Source organism: Rhizobium sp. 01T417, assembly GCF_056398905.1.
The window spans coordinates 96,105-117,953 of the sequence record NZ_JBFTQH010000015.1 but is presented as its reverse complement, the minus strand read 5'-3'; the positions used below and the strand labels follow the sequence as shown (position 1 = coordinate 117,953).

At 58.8% G+C, this 21,849-nt stretch carries 14 protein-coding genes; 6 read left to right on the top strand and 8 right to left on the bottom strand.

Annotation, left to right across the window (positions count from 1 at the left end; genetic code table 11):
• Positions 1-67: 67 nt before the first annotated feature.
• The 7 genes from rfbA to AC1DPR_RS16640 form a co-directional block, all read right to left on the bottom strand.
• A complete protein-coding gene (rfbA, locus tag AC1DPR_RS16670; protein WP_477816769.1) occupies positions 68-952 on the bottom strand; it encodes a glucose-1-phosphate thymidylyltransferase RfbA in 885 nt (294 codons plus the stop codon).
• A 44-nt stretch (positions 953-996) separates the two neighbouring features.
• Entirely contained in the window at positions 997-1,872 is an 876-nt protein-coding gene (gene rfbD, locus AC1DPR_RS16665) for a dTDP-4-dehydrorhamnose reductase (RefSeq protein ID WP_477816768.1), read from the bottom strand.
• A gap of 3 nt (positions 1,873-1,875) precedes the next feature.
• Positions 1,876-2,931, bottom strand: coding sequence for a dTDP-glucose 4,6-dehydratase (rfbB, locus tag AC1DPR_RS16660; RefSeq protein WP_477816767.1), 1,056 nt, complete (start codon positions 2,929-2,931; stop codon positions 1,876-1,878).
• Positions 2,932-2,966: 35 nt separating this feature from the next.
• Positions 2,967-3,524: a dTDP-4-dehydrorhamnose 3,5-epimerase gene (rfbC, locus tag AC1DPR_RS16655; protein WP_477816796.1), complete on the bottom strand. Its 558-nt coding sequence runs from the start codon at positions 3,522-3,524 to the stop codon at positions 2,967-2,969.
• 447 nt (positions 3,525-3,971) lie between these two features.
• Positions 3,972-4,862 carry a DMT family transporter gene (locus AC1DPR_RS16650; RefSeq protein WP_477816766.1) on the bottom strand — a complete coding sequence of 297 codons (891 nt, stop codon included), beginning with the start codon at positions 4,860-4,862 and terminating at the stop codon, positions 3,972-3,974.
• Positions 4,863-4,943: 81 nt separating this feature from the next.
• Positions 4,944-5,975, bottom strand: a complete 1,032-nt coding sequence (locus AC1DPR_RS16645) for a DUF3095 family protein (RefSeq protein ID WP_477816765.1) — start codon at positions 5,973-5,975, stop codon at positions 4,944-4,946.
• A gap of 69 nt (positions 5,976-6,044) precedes the next feature.
• A complete protein-coding gene (locus AC1DPR_RS16640) occupies positions 6,045-6,440 on the bottom strand; it encodes an Ohr family peroxiredoxin (protein ID WP_112644782.1) in 396 nt (131 codons plus the stop codon).
• A gap of 227 nt (positions 6,441-6,667) precedes the next feature.
• Here AC1DPR_RS16640 and AC1DPR_RS16635 point away from each other — a divergent pair, with 227 nt between their 5' ends.
• From AC1DPR_RS16635 to AC1DPR_RS16625, 3 genes are all read left to right on the top strand, one after another.
• A complete protein-coding gene (locus AC1DPR_RS16635; protein ID WP_477816764.1) occupies positions 6,668-7,975 on the top strand; it encodes an epoxide hydrolase family protein in 1,308 nt (435 codons plus the stop codon).
• A gap of 54 nt (positions 7,976-8,029) precedes the next feature.
• Complete coding sequence (locus tag AC1DPR_RS16630) at positions 8,030-8,437, top strand: Ohr family peroxiredoxin (protein WP_477816763.1); 408 nt, start codon at positions 8,030-8,032, stop codon at positions 8,435-8,437.
• A 95-nt stretch (positions 8,438-8,532) separates the two neighbouring features.
• Complete coding sequence (locus tag AC1DPR_RS16625) at positions 8,533-11,427, top strand: ATP-binding protein (RefSeq protein WP_477816762.1); 2,895 nt, start codon at positions 8,533-8,535, stop codon at positions 11,425-11,427.
• Positions 11,428-11,871: 444 nt separating this feature from the next.
• On the opposite strand, the gene AC1DPR_RS16620 is transcribed toward AC1DPR_RS16625, so the two are convergent.
• Positions 11,872-14,529 (bottom strand): autotransporter family protein, encoded by a 2,658-nt coding sequence (locus AC1DPR_RS16620; protein WP_477816761.1) that lies wholly within the window; start codon positions 14,527-14,529, stop codon positions 11,872-11,874.
• Positions 14,530-14,751: 222 nt separating this feature from the next.
• Here AC1DPR_RS16620 and AC1DPR_RS16615 point away from each other — a divergent pair, with 222 nt between their 5' ends.
• The 3 genes from AC1DPR_RS16615 (at position 14,752) to AC1DPR_RS16605 (ending at position 21,832) form a co-directional block, all read left to right on the top strand.
• Complete coding sequence (locus tag AC1DPR_RS16615) at positions 14,752-14,949, top strand: transcriptional regulator (RefSeq protein WP_477816795.1); 198 nt, start codon at positions 14,752-14,754, stop codon at positions 14,947-14,949.
• A gap of 341 nt (positions 14,950-15,290) precedes the next feature.
• Positions 15,291-20,588, top strand: a complete 5,298-nt coding sequence (locus AC1DPR_RS16610) for a DUF4082 domain-containing protein (RefSeq protein WP_477816760.1) — start codon at positions 15,291-15,293, stop codon at positions 20,586-20,588.
• Positions 20,589-20,608: 20 nt separating this feature from the next.
• Positions 20,609-21,832: a GTP-binding protein gene (locus AC1DPR_RS16605; protein WP_477816759.1), complete on the top strand. Its 1,224-nt coding sequence runs from the start codon at positions 20,609-20,611 to the stop codon at positions 21,830-21,832.
• Positions 21,833-21,849 lie beyond the last annotated feature (17 nt).

The following is a 21,849-nucleotide window of genomic DNA, read 5'->3' as shown; positions in this document are numbered from 1 at the left end:
GCAACGTGATCGGCCGGCCATGAAGACGCTCGACCCTTTGCTATCCGCCTAGTGGTGGCCGACGCGATCACAATTCAAAGTCGTATTTGGTTCTTGTCAGCTTCACCAGGTACTGGCCATAGGCGCTCTTGCCAAGTTCGTCGGCAAGCTTTTGCAGATGGTCCTCATCTATGTAACCCATGCGATATGCTACCTCTTCCGGGCAGGCGATCTTGAAGCCCTGGCGCTTTTCCAGGGTTCCGACGAAGTCGGATGCGTCCAACAGGCTATCCGGCGTGCCTGTATCAAGCCAGGCGTAGCCACGGCCCATCAATTCGACCGTCAATTGGCCGCGTTCAAGGTATGTGCGATTGACGTCGGTGATCTCCAGTTCGCCGCGCATCGACGGCTTCAGGTTTGCGGCAATGTCGATGACTTGCTTGTCGTAAAAATAGAGGCCAGTAACCGCCCAATTGCTCTTCGGCTTGGCCGGCTTTTCCTCGATCGAAAGAGCCTTCATGCTGTCATCGAACTCGACGACACCATAGCGCTCCGGATCCCTGACGTGATAGGCGAAAACGCGCGCACCCTCGACCGTGGAAGCACTGGGACGAAGAAGCTGCGGGAGACCGTGGCCATAATAGATATTGTCGCCAAGGATCAGCGCCGACGGGTTCGAACCGACAAAGTCGGCACCGATAATAAAAGCTTGCGCAAGGCCGTCAGGACTTGGCTGCACTGCGTATTCAATGGAGATCCCCCACTGGCTGCCGTCGCCGAGAAGTCGCTTGAACGCTTCGCTGTCGTGAGGCGTGGTGATGATCAATATCTCCTTGATCCCGGCCAGCATCAGCGTGGTCAGCGGATAGTAGATCATCGGCTTGTCGTAGACCGGCATGAGCTGCTTGGATACGGCTTTGGTGATCGGATAAAGGCGTGTGCCGGAGCCACCGGCGAGAATGATACCCTTCATGCTTTTTCCTTCCATGCGTAGGAGGAGCTCGAAAGCGCCGATCCCTAGAGCAGACGGTTTAAAACGACCCTTGTGGATTGCCTCCAGTCGGGCAACACGATTTTATAGACCTGTTTCAGTTTGTCGTTCGAAAGCCGAGAGTTGGCGGGACGTTTCGCCGGTGTCGGATAATCCTTCGCCGCAATGCGGCCAACGGATACTTCCCTGCCACTCCTGGCTTGCAGATCAGCGAAGATTGCTTCGGCAAAATCCGCCCAGGTCCCCTCGCCGCTTCCAGTCATGTTGAAGATGCCACGCAGCTTCGGGTCTGGATCGGCACAGAGACGCTTTGCCATGGCAATCACTGCATCGGCGATATCAAGCGCGCTGGTCGGCGTGCCGTGCTGGTCGGCCACCACATTAAGAGCATCGCGGGTTTCGGCCAGCCGCAGCATGGTCTTTAGGAAGTTGGTGCCAAAGGGCGAATAGACCCAGGAAGTGCGCAGAATCACATGGTTGGGATTGGCAGCGGTAACGCCCTCTTCGCCCGCCAGTTTCGAGCGACCATAGGCCGAGACCGGCCCAGTTGCATCCGTCTCGACATAGAGACCCTGCTTATCGCCGGAAAATACATAATCCGTCGACAGGTGCACGATCGGAACCCCGAGCTCCTTTGCCACTTCCGCTATTGCCGTTGGGCCCTCCGCATTGACGACGAAGGCCAGCTCCTCTTCACTTTCGGCCTTGTCGACGGCCGTATAGGCGGCAGCGGAGACGATCACGTCCGGCTTGATCTGCGAAAGGACTGCGCGGATCGACGCCCGGTCGACGAGATCGAGTTCCGGACGGCCTACGGCAACGATCTCGACACCGGCCACGGGACCGCGCTCCAGAAGGGCCGAGACGACCTGGCCCTGTTTTCCCGTCACGGCAATGCGCATGGCTCAGCCCCTGTTCAAGACACCAAGACGCTCGCCGGAATAGACGCGCTGCCGCAAAGGCTGCCACCACCACTCGTTCTCCAGGTACCAGCGAACCGTCCGCTCGATGCCGCTGTCGAAATCTTCCTGTGCCTTCCAGCCCAGTTCCGTTTCCAGCTTTGTGGCATCGATGGCGTAGCGCGCATCATGGCCGGGCCGGTCGGCGACAAAGGTGATCAGCTCGGCATGCGCCTTTGCCTGTGGGCGCAATTCGTCCATCAGCCCGCAGATCCGGGTGACGACGTCGATGTTGCGGCGCTCGTTACGGCCGCCGACATTGTACTTTTCACCGGGACGGCCGCGCGACGCAATCAGGTCGAGCGCGCGGGCATGATCCTCGACGTAGAGCCAGTCGCGAATGTTGACACCCTGGCCGTAGACCGGCAGCGGCTTTCCGTCCATGGCGTTGAGGATGATCAGCGGGATCAGTTTTTCCGGGAAGTGGTAAGGTCCGTAATTGTTCGAGCAGTTCGACACGACCACAGGCAGACCGTAAGTACGATGCCATGCAATCGCCAGGTGGTCGCTCGCTGCCTTCGAAGCCGAATAGGGCGATGACGGATCGTAAGCCGTAGCCTCCTCGAACAGTCCCTCGTCGCCGAGCGATCCGTAGACCTCGTCGGTCGAAACATGCAGAAAACGGAACGCCTCCTTGCGATCAGCGGCGAGCGCGTTCCAATAACGTCGTGCCGCTTCCAGCAGGGTGAACGTGCCCATGACATTGGTCTGCACGAAGTCGCCAGCACCACTGATCGAGCGATCGACATGGCTTTCGGCGGCAAGATGCATGATCCGGTCCGGCTGGAACCCATTCATCGCCTCCGACATTTTTGGAAGATCGCAAATGTCGGCCTTCAAGAACCGATAGTTCGACGCGCCTTCGATTTCCTTGAGTGAAGCAAGATTGCCGGCATAGGTAAGCTTGTCGACGTTGAGCACTTCGGCGCCGACCTTCTTCACCAGATGCCTGACGAGCGCCGAACCGATAAAGCCCGCTCCGCCGGTTACGAGAATACGCATGAATTATCTCCGCTCGTCATCCGTTTTGGTGCCTATCAGTATTTGAAAGACGGCGGCAAATCCGCCAGTTTTGGTTGTACCTTATCCTTGTCCGACAGGACCACACTGTCGACCGGTACAGGCCATTCGATACCGATCTCCGGATCGTTCCAGAAAAGACCGCGATCGCTGACAGCGCTGTAAGGAGCCGTCACCTTGTAGGAAATGACGCAGTCCGGAACGAGCGTCGCAAAACCGTGGGCAAAGCCTGTCGGGATCCACAGTTGTTCGCCGTTCTCCATCGAAAGCTCGCACCCATACCATTGGCCATAGGTCCGCGATCCCAGGCGGATGTCGACAGCGACGTCGAAAATACGGCCGGCGAGGCAGCGCACCAACTTTCCTTGAGCGAACGGATCAAGCTGGAAATGCAGGCCGCGTACCGTGCCAACGGTCCCAGAAAGAGATTCATTCTCCTGCACGAACGTCACGTCCGCGACATTTTCGCGAAACCAGCCGTCCTTGAATACTTCCGAAAAATATCCGCGATGATCACCCAGCCTTGTGGGAGTGATCTTGGTCAAACCGGCCAGTGGCAAAGCCCCGATTTTCATCATGTACCTGCCCGCTTCGTGGGGCCATTTCTCATCTGCTCACATCGGCCTGCAAGAGGCATCTCTTCACCGCCCAGATTTGTTCAAGCTTGGATTGTGCCATCGGCAGCTATTTCGCTTGAGACGTTATACCCATCACACTTTCCGAGGATATTGGCCTCGATCAGATTCAACAACTCGGCAAATTGATGGAAGCCGAAAACAGGTCGCCTTCGGCCACCAGACCTCCGAAGCGGCCACTCTTTCGCCAAACACTCTGGTGGGCATCGGATGGCGGCCGTGAAGGCACCGAACCTGAGAAACCAGCCGCAGGCTCAGGCTGACGGACCGAGGTGAGGACCTGACAGAATCCAGTCGGGCGCTTTGGATTTTCTGCCGTTTCGAAAACGAGGCTGAGATTGGATCTCCCGCGGTATCTGGTCAACTACCGCCTTGTGGAGGAAGAGGTCATGCCTTCACGGCTCGGGGTGCCTTCCGATTGGTAAGGTAAACCCCAGCGGCGACAATCACCGTGCCGACGATCAGTGGAGGGGTAAGTGGCTCGCCGAACGCGATGAGAGCCTGAACCGCTACCGTAGGCGGGCAGAGATAGATCAGGGACGCAGCGCGCGAGACCTGACCTCGGCGGATCAAATAAAGAAGCAGTGCAATACCTCCCACCGATATCCCGAGTACCGACCAGGCCAGAGCGGCGTAGGTCTCGAATGTGCCATCGAAGCGGAACGTCTCGAAGGCGAGCGCGAAGGGAGCGGTCAAGGCCAACGCACCAAGATATTGCAACGTCGCAATTGCGGTCAGGTCACCAGCTTGAAGGTGCTTCTTCTGATAAATCGTCCCGTAGGTGACAGCGAACATGGCCACCAGATTAACGGCGAGCGGAATGCCAGCGTGAAGGAGATCGGACGCATCGGGTTGCACGAGTTTCGGCGAAATGGCGACAGCGATGCCGACGAAGCCGAGTGCCAGGCCGGCCGTCTGTGAAGGGCGCAGCCGTTCGCCAATGATGACGCTGGCCGCCAGTGCCGTGAGAAGCGGCTGCATGGCGGCAACGATGCCGGAGATGCCGGCCGGCACCCCGTGCGCCACCGCCCACCAGACACCCCCAAGATAGAAGCCGTGCAGGAAAACACCCGAATAGACCGCCCGCCACGCCAAAGCGCCCTTGGGCCATTTTGCCCTGATGGCAAGGCAGATAGCGCAGAAGGCAACCGCCGAAAGCGCGTAGCGGATCACAAGGAACGAGAAGGGTTCGGAGTGCAAAGCCGCGTACTTCGCAATGATCCAGCCAGTTGACCAGAGAAATACAAAAATAGCGGGAGCGAAACGGTCGAGGGTCATGAATATCTCTAATGTTCGAGAGCTGTTAGCAATTGTAAATATTGTTATTTTCGGATTCAGGCCGACGTTTTGACGCTCAGTTCAACGCGGTTGGTGCGCATGCCTTTGTGCCTCGAGCAATGAGGCCGCGGCGGTATAGCCGCCCCCCATCCCATCCAGGAAATGCAGATGGGACCCTCGAGCACCGACTGGCACGAGGCAGGTCATCAGCGCATGAGATTGGCGATGCATGCCGAAGTAGACTTCGCCACGATCGTGCGCCGACGTCAGGAGCGCTTCGACGTTCTTGATCTGCTCCGGCATACAGTCCAGGGTCAGGCGAAGGACATCGTCGTACCTCCTGTAGTCGGAATTCAGAACGACGTCCGTCCACCCCTTGCCGCCGAGATAATCCGCAACGGAGTTGGTGATCACGACATCCTCGGGAACGGGACGTGATGAGCCATCCTCTACACCGAGTAAGGCAAGCAATCGCCTTGCCAGCAAGGTGAAGGCCTCGGGGCTGATGTTGTCCTGGGGCTCAACCAGAAGGGAGAGGATATCGCCACGCCGACTGGGGATCGGTGCCCACTCGCAAGTCAGCCCTCTCAGATCAGGCGTTGCGTATTCCTCGCAGGGCAGGAGCGCGTGATTTCCCGCTTTGATCTCCCGGTCGGCCCAGTTCAGCCCGCCGCCGGCGAACATGGCGTATGTTGCCGTCTCCGACGCGGCGTAACGCGCGACTTTCACATCGCTTCCGGCGGCACGGATGTCTTTCACGGCAACCAGGCCGATCCTGAGTTTGAGCTGCAAATGGTCGCGGGCGTAGCCTGCGACGCGCCGCAGGACCCCGACCGCTGTTTCTCGAACATCGGGATCGAAGGCAAATGCAGCGCCGTCACCGCGAAACACGAATGGAAAATCGAAGTTGCCGAAAGCGTTGCCCAGCGCCGCAATTGCCGAAGCGCCCGCGTAATTGACATCCTTGAACTGCCCTCGGGCAATAGCCGAGGTTGAATCGACGACGTCGGTGATGCCAATCAGCCAGTCGTCGGGCAACGGTGAGTAGTTTGTCGTGTCCAGCAGTTCGCCGAAATCGCTGCTGGCGTCGAGGTGTCGGAATGCCTTGTCCATTGAAGCCTCCTACATCAAAGATTTGCTTGCCTGACCTGCCATCGTGGCAGGCCAGGCCAGGGGCTTCCGTTAGATGAGGGTTGTCACAACATCGACGTTGCCATGCGTTGCCTTCGAGTACGGGCAGATGTTGTGGGCCTCATGCAACAACTCGGTTGCTACCGCGGGATCGATGCCAGGTACGCTGACGTTCAATCGAGCGCTGAGGAAGTACGAGCCCTCCTCCAGGTTCAGGTCGATCTCGGCGTCGACCGCGACGCCGGCCGGAAGCTTGATATGCTTCAGCGATGCCGCATACTCGATGGCACCCATGTAGCAGGCCGACCAGGCGGCACCGAACAGGTTTTCTGCGGCTGGATGAGGCTGTGTCATCTTGATGTCCAGGTGGCCATCACTGCTGCGTGCGCCGCCATCGCGGCCGTTTGTGTTGTGCGTCTTACCCGTGAACAGAACCTTGTGTGTCATGGCGAAACTCCTCTGTGTTGGTTGAGTGTCTGCACCGTTGTGCTGCCAACAGAAGTACTTCCGCACGACCGAAATCGCACGTTAGGCGTTGTTAGACGTTGATTGCCGCAGCCCTCCAACAAACAAGGATTAACAACGCCTAACGTGAGCTTCGGACCTCCTCGGCGTAGCTTTTCGGGCAGCACAACGGTGCAGACTCTCAACCGCCATTCTCGAGGAGAGAGACCATGACCACCACCAAAACCGAAATTATCGACCTCGATCGACGCCGACTTTTGGGTGCCGCTGCAACCGGCATCGCCGCGCTCGGTATCGCAAACGTGTTTCCTGGGCGTTCAATCGCGTCGACCGATCCCGAAGCAATCCGCCCGTTCCGGGTCAACGTTCCGGAAGCTGATCTTGATGATCTGCGTTACCGGCTTGCCCATACCCGCTTGCCGGAGAAAGAAACGGTAAGCGATTTCTCGCAAGGCGTACCGCTCAAGACCATCAAGCAGGTACTGCGCCACTGGCAGACCGGCTACGACTGGCGCAAGGTCGAGGCCCGGATCAACAGCTATCCGAACTTCATCACGCAGATCGACGGCCTGGATATCCACTTCATCCACGTTCGTTCAAAGCATGAAAATGCGCTGCCGCTCATCGTCACGCATGGTTGGCCGGGCTCGATCGTCGAGCAACTGAAGATTATTGGCCCTCTCACCGACCCGACTGCCCATGGGGGCGATGCCTCTGACGCGTTCCACGTCGTCATCCCGTCCATGCCCGGCTATGGCTTTTCCGGAAAGCCCGAGGCCACCGGTTGGGGGCCGGAACGCATTGCGGCCGCATGGACGACCCTGATGCGGCGGCTGGGATACAAGAACTTTGTCGCCCAGGGCGGCGACTGGGGTGCGGTGGTCACCGACATGATCGGCGTGCAAGCGCCACCCGAACTGCTCGGCATCCATACGAACATGCCCGGAGCAATTCCCGTGGAGATCAACAACGCATCCTTTGCCGGTGCTCCCGCTCCGGAAGGCTTGTCGGACGAAGAGCGGAGGTCCTACGACCAGCTCGTCTTCTTCTACAAGCACGTCTATTACGCCTTCCTGATGGGAACACGACCGCAGACGCTGACCGGGTTGGCCGACTCGCCGATCGCGCTTGCGACCTATATGCTCGACCACGACGCCCGAAGCCTTGAATTGATCGCCCGTTCCTTCGACGGTCAGAAGGAGGGTCTCAGCCCGGACGACGTGCTCGACAACGTCACGCTTTTCTGGCTCACCAACACAGGCGTATCAGCAGCCCGCCTCTATTGGGAAAACAAGCTCGCTTTCTTTGCGCCCAAGGGCGTCAAGGTGCCAGTCGCGGTGAGTGTCTTCCCGGATGAGCTTTACCAGACGCCGCGCAAGTGGGCCGAAGCCGCCTACCCCAACCTCATCCACTACAACAAGGTGGCAAAGGGCGGTCACTTCGCTGCCTGGGAACAACCCAAGCTGTTCGTCGATGAAGTGCGGGCCGGGTTCCGCAGTCTGCGGAAGTCTGGCTGACCTTTCCGGCGCGCGCATATGCGCGCGCCTCCCTCCTTCACCCGGGGTACGATCATGCAACATGTGCATACCGCCAGGACAGAGACGATTGGCAGCCGAGAGAATGGCTTCGCGCGCAGTTCGGACGGGGCTCTCGATATCAGGCTTTCAAACCCTGCCGGCAATCGGCTAGGCACGAACCCGGAGCAGCTTGTCGCAATTGCCTGGTCGGCGAGTTTCGCAAGTTCATTGAAACATGTCGCCGACATCAGGCGGATCAAGCTTCACGCGGATGTCAGGATATATGCCAATGTGGAGTTATCCTCCGACGACCAGGGATACGTCGTCGGCGTTCGCCTGGATATCTACCTGCCCGGCCTGGATCGGGAAATTGCATCTGCTTTGGTTGAAGCTGCCCGACTTGAATGCCCATACAGCCGGGCAACGCACGGCAACATCCATGCCTTCTACAATCTCGTCTAAGTCCCGAAGTGCGCAAACCGAATGTTGAGCCACCATGGCTCCGAAAAAGAGGTTGGAGTATAAACAGCACGGTGGAGTTAGTCAGGGGGAATGAAATGACGCGGGCGACAGGCGATGCTGCAGGTGACCTGTCCTTCGGTCCTTTTTGTCTGAATGTGGGTCAGCGCCTCCTTGCGAAGGATGGGGTTCCTGTCGAGCTTGGCGCACGCGCCCTGGACCTTTTGATCGCGCTCGTATCCGCTCCGAACACTCTTCTGAGCAAGCATGATCTCATGTCGCAGATTTGGCCGGACGTTGTCGTTGAAGAAGGTAACCTGCGCTTTCACATGACCGGGCTGCGTAAAGCCCTTGGCGATGGGCGGGACGGTGCACGCTACATCACCACCATCCCCGGCCGCGGCTACTGCTTCGTTGCCCCGATTTCAGGCTCGTCCGCTGCGCTGGTCCCCGGTGATGACGCGGTGAAATTCAGGCATGCCAATCTTCCCAACCGCTTGGAACGTATGGTCGGACGCGAGAGTGATATCCTTGACCTTTCCGAGAGGCTGTCGCGATTTCCTGTCGTTTCCATCGTGGGAGGTGGAGGCGTCGGGAAGACTACCGTCGCAATAGCATTGGCCAATCAACTGGCGGGAGCGTTCGATGGCGCTGCGGTGCTTGCTGATTTCGGGACGCTAAGCGATCCATCGCTCGTTTCGCCTGCCCTCGCGTCCATGCTCGGAATACCGGTCGGCTCCGATGACGTGCGCCCCAGTTTGCTCGCCTACCTCAGAGACAAGCGTATCCTCCTTGTGTTCGATACCTGCGAGCATCTGGTCGATACGGTAGCAGACCTCACGGCGAGCATCATCGATGCCGCGCCGCACGTCCGCATTCTGGTCACGAGCCGCGAAGCCCTCAGGATTGAAGGCGAAAGTATCTACAAGCTCGACACGCTGGCCTGCGCGCCGGTCGATCCGGAAATGACTGCCGAGAAAATTCTTTCCTATCCGGCTTCCCAGATGTTCGCCGAGCGCATCGCCGCGAGCGGCGTGCCGTTGTCCCTCACCGACGACGATGCTCGCATCATTGCGGCGATTTGCAGAAAACTCGATGGCATGGCGCTTGCGCTGGAACTGGCCGCAAGACGGGTCGAGGCCTATGGCCTCTCCCAGACGGCTGCCCTGCTCGATCAGCATCTTGCCCTGGCATGGGTGGGATCGCGCAACGCGCCGCCACGTCAGAAGACCCTGCAGGCGACGCTCGACTGGAGTTTCGGGCTGTTGTCCGACCTCGATCGCACCGTTCTTCGGAGACTGGCCATCTTCGTTGGCGATTTCACGCTTGATGCCGCCTGGGAGGTGATCGCAACACCGTCTCTTGACCGGCCTGCACTCTTTGGTGCCATCGACAGTCTTGTTGCGAAGTCTCTGCTGAGCGCCAACTCGTTCGGCGCGATGATGCGCTATCGATTGCTCGATACAACGCGCGCCTACGCACTCAATAGCCAGATTGAAGACGAGCTTGCCGACCTGGCTGCCAGCCACGCCTCCTACTACCGACGTTGGTTGGAGCAGTTTGGCCCGGATTGGCCAACGCTCTCGAGCGGGCCCGAACGGCTGCCCTATTTCCTTGGCATCAATAACGTCCGGGCGGCCCTGGAATGGGCGTTCGGCGACAGCGGCAATGTCGATGTCGGTATCGGCTTGGCTGCCGCGGCTGTTCCGGTATTTCAGGCGATGTCGCTCTTTCCGGAATGCCAGCGCTGGTCCGAACGCGCTCTTTCTGCAATGGGCGACCATTATCGGGAAAGCCGTGAGGAGATGCATCTTCAGGCTGGCCTTGGAATCTCCCGCATGTATCTCCACGGCGGCCGTGACGCGCTCCCCGCGCTCACAAGGGGTCTGGAGATTGCCGAAGGTCGAGGGAATGCGGTCGATCAGCTGAAGGTCCTCGGCCCATTGAACATGTTTCATCTCCGAACGGGAGATTTCAGATCGGCGCTCCAGTGTGCCTATCGCTGTTCTTCCGTCGCTGAGGCGACCGAAGAGCCGTCCGCGATTTCGCTTGGGCACTTCTTTCTGGGCAATTCATTGCACTTCGGCGGCGAACTTGGCCGCGCCAGGCTCGAACTGGAGGCTGCGTTAGCGAGCGATCCGCTCCCCAGCCGCGCGCCGGGAAGCTATGTCGGTTTCCGGGGACGCGGGCTAGCAGGCGGAATCCTTGCCAGGAATCTCTGGCTTCAAGGCTTCCCTGACCAGGCGGCCGTCCGGGCGCGGCAAGCGATCAAGGAAGCGGCGGAGGCGGATCATTCGTTGACACTTTGCATCGCGCTACTCGGTGGCATCGCCGTTTTCCTCTGGCGCGGCGACCTGGAGAGTGCACAAGAGCACATTGATTGGCTGATTTCGCGTGCCGGGCTGCACTCTTTGTCGCCATACGTGTCAGTAGCGAGAGGCTTCGAGGCGGAAATAGCTATTCGCCGGGGAGACCCCAGCGCAGGCGTCGACAGCCTCCGCCGATGCGTTGAGCGGCTGCATGCCTCCACCTATGAGGTCTTCACCACCATGCTTGAAATCTCGCTGATAAAAGGGTTGGCGGCGCTCGGCAAAATCGACGAAGGGTTGGAGCGGGTCGAGAAAGCCATCCGATCGGTCGAAACCAATGGGGACCTCTGCTACGGCCCGGAGCTTCTGCGAATAAAGGGGAACCTTTTGGGATCGATTTCCACCTCGGATGAGGCACGCCATTGCATTGCAGGTGCCATCGCCGCCAGCAGAAAGATGTGCGCACGCGGTTGGGAACTGCGCGCCTCGTGCGATCTCGCTGCACTCGAAGCGGACCCGGGAAAGAAAACCGAAGCCGCAATGATCCTCCGGCTAGTCCTTGATGAGTTCGACGAGGGCCACGACACCGACGATCTGCGGGCAGCCAAAGACATGTCGATGCACGACGGTGATGTGCCGATCGTTATCGAGGCATCGCACGAGCGGCCAACACGTCGCCCATAAATCCGCGCGCTGAGCGGCGGCGGGAGGTTTCGCGCACCGCGCCACCTCCTCTCCAACTGCTCGACGAAGGCATACTGATTCAGCGGGGAAGATTGCCGTCTGTGGTTATAGGGTGGCAAAGCATCCTCGTCGAGCAGTCTTGAGACGTGACGAGCATCCATCCGGAATCGGGGACTCTGAAATATTGAGAAAAATTCGAGATGCGTCTGATCAAAGGAGTAGATTCTGAAAGATCGTCCGGAAGCAAAATGTGAAACTGAAATGTGCCCGGCTCGCTAGCTAGGTTCCGGTTGCGGTATGCAACGACCAGAGGGATGACTTTGCTGCGGTCTACACTGGGGGCGAGTTCAAGTTCAGCGACGAGAGCGATCTCTCCCACGTTTCCTTTCCTATCATATGGCTTTAAGGCGCTGCGTGGCCAGCGGGAACTGCCGACGTGCGTGTTCACCAGTTCACGCGGACCCCGACCTTCCCGGTCCACGCATAGTTGTCACCATCGAAGGTGGTGCTGAAGTTGACGTTGCCATAGAGCGACGTGTTCTGAGAAACCTGCCGCGTGCCGCCAATCCCGAACTCGATCCACGTTTCATCGAGGTTATAAGAGAACGGGACAAATCCGGAGGCTGAGGAAATATCCGTTTGGGCCTTTGCCGTGAACTCGTGCCACAGGTTAATCCGGCCCCACACCGTCGCGAGCCGCGCAGGTGCGCTGGCCGTTGCCTCCTCCAACTCCCACGTCCGTGCTACGCGGGTACCAACGCGTCCCGCAGTCGAATTGAGGTTATCGTAGCGTATGTCGGCTGCACCGTCGTTAAAGTCGTCGAAGTTGATAGTCTGCCAGACAAGCTGCCCTTGGGGCTCCACTTGCCAGCCGTTGCCCAAGTTGAAGGGATAGCCGCTCTCCAAGGATGCTGCAAAACCGAAACCATCGACATCCTGATCGGGAAAGCCGATCTCGGTCGCATGGTTCGACGTAGTCGTCACATCATACCACGTGCTTTGTAGGACGCCGTCGATATACCAGCCGCTTTCACCGAAGCGTGTCCAATATCCGCCGACTGAATAGGCGTTGAAGTCATTGTGCCCCGCGTCTCGTGTTTCGATCAGCCTGTTCTGCGTGACGTCCACCCGACCGTGACCATAGGCAAGATACATACCCGCGTGGTCGGCAATTCCGTCCTTTTCCCTCCTGTAGAAGTCGATGCCGCCCTGGATCGCGCCAAAGCGATAGTCGTATTCCGGTGCTCCGCTATAGATGCCATTGGCATCGCCGTCGCGGTGTCCCCAATGGCCGAGGCCCCTTATCCAGTAGCCGTTGAATGTGTCGTCCCCACCGACCCCACTACGTCCCTTGAGCTGTTCTTCCTCGCCCACACGCTCATGCAAGTTGTCGATGAGGTGCCTGCCGTAGATGGCTCCCATTGAAGGAATGGAAGCGTAGAGAGACACCTCAGGGCGATAATCGGGAGTGGGGTCGGGGCCCGGACCGGGAGGCACAGGGACAAGTGATGAACGCAGATACCAGCTCTGCGGAGCCGAACCGTCAACGCTGCTTCTGTAGAGCGAATATTCGTAAGGCCCGGCGACCGCTGGTGCCGCCAGCCGGAAGGCGGCTGGGTCGGTAATGCCGCCGTTGATCGTATCGACTACAAGTATCCCGTTGCCGAGCGTGAGCGCACCGGGACCACTAACATTGTTGACGGCGAGGCCGGAGGCTCCCGTTGCGGAGCCACCATCGATGACGATCATATCCGAGGGTGAGCCATCCGTACCCAGATAGGAATTCAACACGACATTGCCGTCTGATCCGACGTAGGTGTTCGCCGTCAACGTCTTGTAGGTCGCTGGCGACAGCGGATTGCCGACGTGCGGACCAAACTCAACGCGGCTGGAGTTATTCACGAGCGCGGTGACGTTGGAAGTACCCGTTAGCGTCCAAGCCGAGTCCTCCAAGGTTATTGAGGTTTGCGACCCAATCTCCGTCGTGACCTGCCCGGCCAGGTTGGACCCGTCATGGGCTTCGATGTTGAGTATTCCACCACCGAGCGTGGCCGCGAGCCCCGCGCCGCCGCCAATTGACGATCCGGTGAGGTTGACCTCCAGATTGGAGCCGGTAGTGGTGATGCCCACCCCCTGGGCCGAGGAAAAGACACTGTTGCTCGCGGTCACGGAACTGGCTCCGAGAGGCCCACCAGAAATCGCATGTGCGCCGCTGCCATTGACGATGACGCTACTTCCCACGATTGTGACCGTGCCGTCAGACAATTGAACGCCGTGAGACGCGATGCCTGAAGCGGAAAGCGAACTGTTGATCACCGTTAATTGTCCGCCGGATTCAGCTTGGGCTCCCGGCGCTCCGCTGCCCGTTGTCTCAACTTCCACGCCATCGGCAGTCAAGCTTCCAGTGGAATAAAGTCCTGCTGCGGTATCGCCGGATGTGCCAATGATGCTGTCATCAATTACGAGCGTCCCCGAAATAGCAGCCGCCGCGTGGGACAGCGCCCCGGCAGTATTAATCAGCATTCCCCTTGAGGTGATCACCCCATCAGTGTTGGCGTAGAGTCCATATGCCCCAGTACCTGTCGTCTGGATGGTCGTGTTTGACAAGTCGATGCTGCCGTCGATTGCCTCAGCGCCCCAAGCCGAATCTCCGGCCGTAAGGATGGTTGTATCGCTCACGACGACGCGGCTGTCGCCGAAGCTTGCATATACGCCAAACGAGGCGAAATCAGATGTGATGATGGTTGATCCCGTGAGCGAGACAAACCCGCCAAATTCGGCAACTCCACCGCAACCATTGAACCGTTCGCATGTGATCGTCAGCCCGTTGGCAGTTATACTCGAACCGGGCCCGTTGCTCAGTAGAACCGCGCCGAAAGGGTTTGCGTAGGTTGTTTCGGGGTAGGTCGTGTTCGGCAGGGCAAGCACCTCACCGCCCGTGGCCGTGCAAAAGACGCCTGGTACGCAGGCCGCATCAGCTTGGTCACCCGCGCTTAAAAAGAATACGGCCACGATGGCGAACGACAAAAATCGGAGGACCCCGCCGAACCCACGCCCCTGCGGGCGATAGTCTTCACGCGCCAGATTCAAAAGAAACATCATAGGCACCTATGGTCTCCCAAACCACGGGGGGCCTTATCGAACTCTTCTCGATCCAAAGGCATCGAGGTTCGATTCCCCGAGCAATTCCCCTCAACGAGAGTCACATAATGCACGAAATGCGGGCATTAGGAAGAACTGATCCTTAAGCAGACAATGTGCCGCGAAGTCAGGTCGACCCCCACCGATCAGGCGGTCTGAGTTAAAAAGGGACAAGCTCGCTGTATTGCCGAAGCAGCCAGTGTTTCGACAAATACCTTGGTACGCTTCGAACGCGGTGATGAACTCAAGCCGCGCACAATAGCCGCTATCCGATCCGTATTGGAGAATTGGGGTATTGTTTTCATCGACGGAGACTATTCGGGCTCGGGAGGTCCGGGCATCCGGCTCTTGCACGATGAAGGAAACCTTCCGCAAAAATAACGCAAATTCCGCTATCAAATCTCGTCGCCCACTGGAGGCTTGCGCCATTTCGAAGTCGAGGGAGAGGTCGTACCTCCAGCGGTATTTATAGCAACCTATGGAAATCACACGACCGAGCTGCCTCCGCCCCAAGGAGTCTTCACTCGAGCCGCCTTCTTTAAGTATTACTTTCAGCGGAACGGAGCCAACTTAAATAAAAGCCGTTCAATAGCTTACCGATAATCCTATCGGGGTATGCCCTACGATACTACTTACCGCAGATTACTGTCGTTCTCTCTCGCCGCAAACATGACAGGATAATTACCTGAACGTGTGCCGCAGTTTTAGTGAGGGCGTCTGTCATGCTGAGGATCAACATCAAGGACCGCGACTATTTGAGCGCGTACGGTGGCACCTCAACTGTTTACAGCGCAGCGGCAACAGGCAGCGCCCTTTTCGTCAACGCAACAGTGAGTTCGTCAGCCAGCGACGGCGCAATTGCCGATTTGAGTGCCGTCAGCTCTGTAAACTCGCTCACGGGATCGTCGACCACAGCAAGTCCTTTGACAAATGCAGCGGCGTCACAAACGTCAGGAGCTTCAACCGCCTCCCCCACAGGCGATACGACGGGCGGAACGAGCTTGGCGCTTACTACCGCCACAACGCAGACCGCAGATTCTTCGACTTCCGACCCGCAAACGCCGAAACCACGCACCGTGCTGCCTCCAGATCCTTCCACGCTTATCGTCACGACGACGCTGGAGCCGGCGCTGTCGGCTGCCCCGGAGGTTACCCTGCAGGGCTCAAGCGTGAGCGATACATCGAGTGCTCCGGTCCTGAGATTCTCGGTAGCAAGTGCGGTGACGGCTGAGGATACGTCATCTGCGTCAGCAGCGGCGACTTTGGATGCGCCGGCGACCCTCGCCGCAACAGCTTCGACGACGACGGTTGTGACCGTCACAGCGCCAGTAACGGCCGCTCCTACGCTGAACATCATCACCCTCGAAAACCTGAAACAGGGCAACCCCAGAAGCGAATGGGGTCTCGACGGTGACGGCGGCGGGACCATTCAGGGCTTCGCAACCGAAATCAGCACCAATATCGGTCAGACCGTCGACTTCAAGATAGCGACGGACTCGACCCACTACCGCATCGATATCTATCGCCTCGGCTATTACGGCGGGGATGGTGCGCGCAAGGTCGCGTCGATCGACAAGTCACTGACGACAGCGCAAATCCAGCCGCATCCGATCGTCGACATGTCTCTTGGCCTGATCGACTGCGGCAACTGGTCGGTTTCGGCGAGCTGGGAGATCCCGGCGGACGCCGTGTCCGGTGTCTATTTTGCCAAATTGGTTCGCGAGGACGGCGTCGAGGACGCAAGCATCATTCCGTTTGTCGTGCGTGACGACGCCTCGACGAGCGACATCGTCTTCCAGACATCCGATACGACCTGGCAGGCCTACAATGCCTGGGGTGGGGCGAGCCTCTACTACGGAGAGGTTCCAGTCGATCCGGCAGACATGATCGGCTACCTGCCTCCGAACTGCAGTTGCGGCCTGACGGCAATTGGGCGTGCATCGGCAATCAGCTACAACCGGCCGATCATCACCAATACCAGCCCGGTTGGCGGAACCTGGGACTACATTTTCGGCGCCGAGCATTCGGCCATCCAATGGCTGGAACAGAACGGTTACGACGTATCCTACATCTCAGGCGTCGACGCCTCCCGAAATGGCAACCTGCTGCTCAACCACCAGGCCTATCTGTCGGTCGGCCACGACGAGTACTGGTCTGGCGAACAGCGCGCCAATGTCGAGGCCGCACGTGACAGCGGTGTCAATCTCGCATTCTGGAGCGGCAACGAGTGCTACTGGAAGGTCCGTTGGGAAAGCAGCATCGACGGAAATGGCCAGGCCTACCGCACGATGGTCTGTTACAAGGAGACCTGGGGAACCAGCACGGATCCGAGCGATACCGGCACAGGAACGTGGCGCGATCCACGCTATGCCGACCCCGGACAGGAGCCAGAAAACTCGCTGACCGGAACCATGTTCACGGTCGACAGCTATCGCGCTGATACCATTTCCATACCCTACGACTATTCAAACCTGCGCTTCTGGCGGAACACCGACGTTGCCAATCTGCAGCCTGGGGAAACGTACAACCTGGTTCAGAACCTGTTGGGATACGAATGGGACTCCGACGTCGAGAATGGCTTCCGGCCGGACGGGCTGATCAACCTCTCTCTCTCCACCGTGGCAGTGAATACCTACCTCCGGGACTATGGAACTAGCGTTGGCGATGCCGTCGTAAACCACAGCCTGACGATGTACAGAGCCGAAAGTGGAGCTCTGGTGTTCGGCGCCGGCACCGTTTTCTGGTCCTGGGGTCTGAACGATCAGCATGAGGGGACCTACACGCCAACTGATCCGAACGTACAGCAGGCCATGGTCAACATGTTCGCGGACATGGGGATTCAGCCAACGACTCTGGATGCCAGCCTGATCCTGGCGACGCAGTCGACTGATACATTGAAGCCGACGTCGACAATCACCTCGCCCATCATTGGTGCAAGCTTTCTCGAGGGACAGCACGTGACCATCACCGGCACGGCACAGGATTTCGGGGGCGGCATCATCGCTGGCATCGAAGTCTCCACGGACGGCGGACAGCACTGGTTCAAGGCAACCGGGCGCGAGAACTGGAGCTACAACTGGGTCGTTCAGGCCAGTGGCACCTACACAATCATGTCACGCGCCGTGGACGACAGCGTCAACTTGGAGGCGCCATCATCAGGCAAGCAGGTCACGGTCGCCCTGCCAGCGACTTCAAGTCTCTGGACACTCGCATCAAAGCCGACGGTGGAAACCGCGATCGATCGCGATCCCGTGGAGCTTGGGGTGCGCTTCCAGGCCACAACGGGAGGGTTTGTCGAGGGGATCCGCTTCTACAAGGGCTTCTACAACACCGGCGAACATGTTGTCAGTCTCTGGACCAGCACTGGAACCCTGATTGCGACCGGCGTCTCGGTCAACGAGTCGCTGTCGGGTTGGCAGACCGTGATGTTCTCCAGCCCGATCGCCATCTCCGCCGGGACGACCTATGTCGCATCCTATCACAGCAACGGGTTCTTCTCCGTCACGGAGAACTATTTCGGTTCGACGTATGCCAACGGCGCGCTGAAGGCCGTTGATGGTGGCGGTGTCTATGCGTACGGCTCGACCAGCACTTTTCCCGGCAACAACCCAGGCGGCTCGAACTACTGGGTTGACGTCATCTTTGACGCTGGGCCGAACAGCGTTCCTGTTGCCAGCGATGACAGCGGCTTCTCGGTCTCACGCAATGGCACATTGACGATTTCGATAGCGTCGCTCGTTGCCAATGACAGCGATCCGAACGGTGACGCCCTAACCATCTCCGCTGTGAGCAATGCCCTGAACGGAACGGTTTCGCTGGATACCCAGACCGGAAACGTCATCTTCACGCCCAATGCGAACTACACCGGGCCAGCAAGCTTCAGCTACACGCTGTCCGACGGTCGCGGCGGCACTGATCAAGGCGGTGTCAGCCTGACCGTCGAGGAAGGGCCGGTCGGCCAATCACTGTTCCAGGCCGGCGAAGGCCCTGGAAATAGCGGCTACAACGACAATGCCCCACTTGAGTTGGGCATGAAATTTTCCGCCTCGACAAGCGGAACGCTCACCGGCATTCGCTTCTACAAGGCGACAGGCGATACTGGGTCGCATACCGGTTCAATATGGACGGCCGACGGGACACTGATCGCCACTGTAACATTCACAAATGAGTCCCTGAGCGGTTGGCAGACGGCCAAGTTTTCCTCGCCAATCCAGATTACAGCCGGAACGACCTACGTTGCTTCCTATCATACGACAGGCAGCTATGTCTCAACTGCCGACTATTTCTCGACGGCTCACACAAGTGGCGCGCTGACTGGCCTGTCGAGCGCTACCAGTGGCGGCAACGGCGTCTTCTCCTATGGGGCAAACTCGACGTTCCCAACCTCCAGCTACCAGGCGTCGAACTACTGGGTGGACGTCGTCTTCAACCAATCAACTGTTAACAGCGCGCCGGTTGCGGCCAACGATAACGGATTTACCACCTACTCGAACACAGCCTTGTCAATCGCGGCAGCAAGCCTGCTCGCCAATGACACGGATCCTGACGGCGACGCCTTGACGATCACCGGGGCAAATGGCGCAACGAATGGGACGGTGACATTTGATAGCCAAACCAACGCCGTCATTTTCACACCGACGACGGGCTACGTGGGTGCTGCAAGCTTTAGCTACTCCATCTCTGACGGTCGCGGCGGAACATCAACCGCCACTGTCTCTCTGAACGTCGGGGCTCAACCCACCACTACGGGTCTGTTCGCCACATCGGAAACGCCAAGTGTTCCCGCTGCGAATGACCCCTCCTCTGTTGAATTGGGCGTCAAGTTCATGGCGTCGGCGAGCGGGCAAATTACCGGCTTGCGCTACTATAAGAGCGCTCAGGATGTGGGCACGCATGTCGGCTCATTGTGGAGCAGCACCGGCCAACTTCTCGGAACGGCGACGTTTACCAACGAAACCGCGAGCGGCTGGCAGACGGTGAGCTTCTCACAGCCGATCACCATTTCTGCCGGTGTGACCTATGTCGCAAGCTATCATTCCAACGGCTTCTATGTGGCAACCCCCAATTACTTCACGACCGATCATAGCAACGGAGTACTGACGGCGCCCTCCAGTTCGACGAGCGGTGGTAACGGCGTCTATGCTTACGGGACCGGAACGCTGTTTCCATCAGCCTCCTACAGTTCGGCCAATTACTGGGTTGATGTCATCTACCAACAGTCGACGCAGAACAGTGCACCTGTCGCTGTCAATGACAATGGCGTGTCTACAGGCATCGGAACGCCGATTGTCCTGCAGGCATCGAGCCTCCTTGCCAACGACAGCGATCCGGACGGTGACCAGATCTCGGTGGCAAGCGTCAGCAATGCGATCAACGGCACGGTAGCATTCAATAGCCAGGCGGGCACAATCACCTTCACGCCGCTCGCAGGCTATACCGGCGCGGCGAGCTTCGACTACACGATCCAGGACACACAGGGGCAAACATCAACGGCCAATGTCGCGGTGAACGTGACCAATCAGGGCAGCGAGCAGAACGTCTTTGCTGCCGGCACCACGCCCGACATCGCGTCGGTCAATGACAACAGCCCGGTCAATCTCGGCATGAAGTTCCAGTCGGATGCAGCTGGGTGGATCACCGGCATTCGTTTCTACAAGAGCGCGGAGAATACCGGACCCCATACAGGCTATCTCTGGACGGCAAGCGGCACGTTGCTGGCGAGCGCGACCTTCACCAACGAGAGCGCAAGCGGCTGGCAGTCCGTCAATCTTTCGCAGCAGGTCGCAATCGATGCCGACACGACATACGTCGTCTCCTACAGCACGAACGGCAATTATTCGGCGACGGGCAACTACTTCAGCGACACGACGACCAACGGCAATCTGCAGGCCATGTCCTCGGCGTTGAGCGGTGGAAACGGCCTCTATGCATATGGCTCCAGCGGGCTCTTCCCGACGAGTTCATACAACAGCACCAACTACTATGTGGACGTGGCATTCAGGCAGCAGCTCGCAGCGTAACAGCGAGTGGGGGAGTATCAATGACAGGTGGCGACAAGCGCCTCCCAGTAACGGTTTTGGCGGGTTTCCTCGGCGCGGGAAAGACAACCATCCTCAACCATGTCTTGCGTAACCGGGAAGGACGCCGGGTCGCCGTCATCGTCAATGACATGAGCGAGATCAACATCGATGCCGAGCTCGTTCGTGGGGGCGGAGCCGACCTGTCGCGCACCAATGAAACACTCGTGGAACTGACAAACGGCTGCATCTGTTGCACGCTGCGCGACGATCTCCTGAGCGAAGTGCGCCGGCTTGCTGCCGACGAACGCTTCGACTACCTGCTGATCGAGGGTACCGGGATTGCCGAACCTCTGCCGATCGCCGCCACATTCTCCTTCCGGGACGAAAACGGCAGCGCGCTTTGCGATGTTGCGAGGCTCGATACGATGGTTTCCGTCGTCGATGCGGCCAACCTTCTGGCGGATTACTCGAGCGCCGATTTCCTGAGCGACCGTGGAGAAACCCGGGACACCGACGACGAACGGACACTCGTTGACCTTCTGGTAGAGCAGATCGAATTTGCCGATGTCGTCGTGATCAACAAGGTCTCGGAGGTCGCCTCTGAAACACGCTCGATGGTGCGCCAGGTCGTTGCGGCACTCAATCCCGATGCGCGCGTCATCGAGACGGACTTCGGTCACCTGCCGCTTTCCACCATTCTCGACACCGGGCTTTTCAGCGAGGCGAAGTCCGCCCGGCACCCGTACTGGCACAAGGAGCTCTACGGCTGGGGCGACCATGTTCCGGAAACTGAAGAATACGGCATTTCGAGCTTCGTCTATCGCGCGCGCCGCCCCTTTGATCCTGCTGCGCTCGATCGCTTTCTTGCGCAGCAATGGCCGGGCCTCATCCGCGCCAAGGGGCACTTCTGGCTGGCAACACGGCCAAACGAAATCGGACTGCTTTCGATTGCCGGCACGCAGCGGCGGATGGACACCAAGGGCTTCTGGTGGGCGAGCGTATCCAGGGCGCATTGGCCGCGCTACCCGCAGTTCCGCCAGTTGCTCGACCGGTATTGGGATGCCGTGTGGGGCGACCGCCGCCAGGAACTCGTGTTCATCGGCGCGGGCTTTGATCAAAAGGCGATCAGCGCAGCGCTCGACGACTGCCTGATCGGAGACGAGGCAAGCTTCGACCCGGATCTCGGCAGACATCTGACGGATCCGTTCCCGGCCTGGCAACATGCACAGCATCACCATCCATGACCACTCATCAAAACGAG

Bases quoted from the DNA above. Each gene is read 5' to 3' on its own strand.
- rfbA (WP_477816769.1), bottom strand. From the start codon at position 952: ATGAAGGGTATCATTCTCGCCGGTGGCTCCGGCACACGCCTTTATCCG.
- AC1DPR_RS16640 (WP_112644782.1), bottom strand. From the start codon at position 6,440: ATGACACACAAGGTTCTGTTCACGGGTAAGACGCACAACACAAACGGC.
- AC1DPR_RS16610 (WP_477816760.1), top strand. From the start codon at position 15,291: ATGCTGAGGATCAACATCAAGGACCGCGACTATTTGAGCGCGTACGGT.
- AC1DPR_RS16635 (WP_477816764.1), top strand. From the start codon at position 6,668: ATGACCACCACCAAAACCGAAATTATCGACCTCGATCGACGCCGACTT.
- rfbB (WP_477816767.1), bottom strand. From the start codon at position 2,931: ATGCGTATTCTCGTAACCGGCGGAGCGGGCTTTATCGGTTCGGCGCTC.
- rfbD (WP_477816768.1), bottom strand. From the start codon at position 1,872: ATGCGCATTGCCGTGACGGGAAAACAGGGCCAGGTCGTCTCGGCCCTT.
- AC1DPR_RS16605 (WP_477816759.1), top strand. From the start codon at position 20,609: ATGACAGGTGGCGACAAGCGCCTCCCAGTAACGGTTTTGGCGGGTTTC.
- AC1DPR_RS16620 (WP_477816761.1), bottom strand. From the start codon at position 14,529: ATGATGTTTCTTTTGAATCTGGCGCGTGAAGACTATCGCCCGCAGGGG.
- AC1DPR_RS16650 (WP_477816766.1), bottom strand. From the start codon at position 4,862: ATGACCCTCGACCGTTTCGCTCCCGCTATTTTTGTATTTCTCTGGTCA.
- AC1DPR_RS16630 (WP_477816763.1), top strand. From the start codon at position 8,030: ATGCAACATGTGCATACCGCCAGGACAGAGACGATTGGCAGCCGAGAG.
- AC1DPR_RS16645 (WP_477816765.1), bottom strand. From the start codon at position 5,975: ATGGACAAGGCATTCCGACACCTCGACGCCAGCAGCGATTTCGGCGAA.
- rfbC (WP_477816796.1), bottom strand. From the start codon at position 3,524: ATGAAAATCGGGGCTTTGCCACTGGCCGGTTTGACCAAGATCACTCCC.
- AC1DPR_RS16625 (WP_477816762.1), top strand. From the start codon at position 8,533: ATGACGCGGGCGACAGGCGATGCTGCAGGTGACCTGTCCTTCGGTCCT.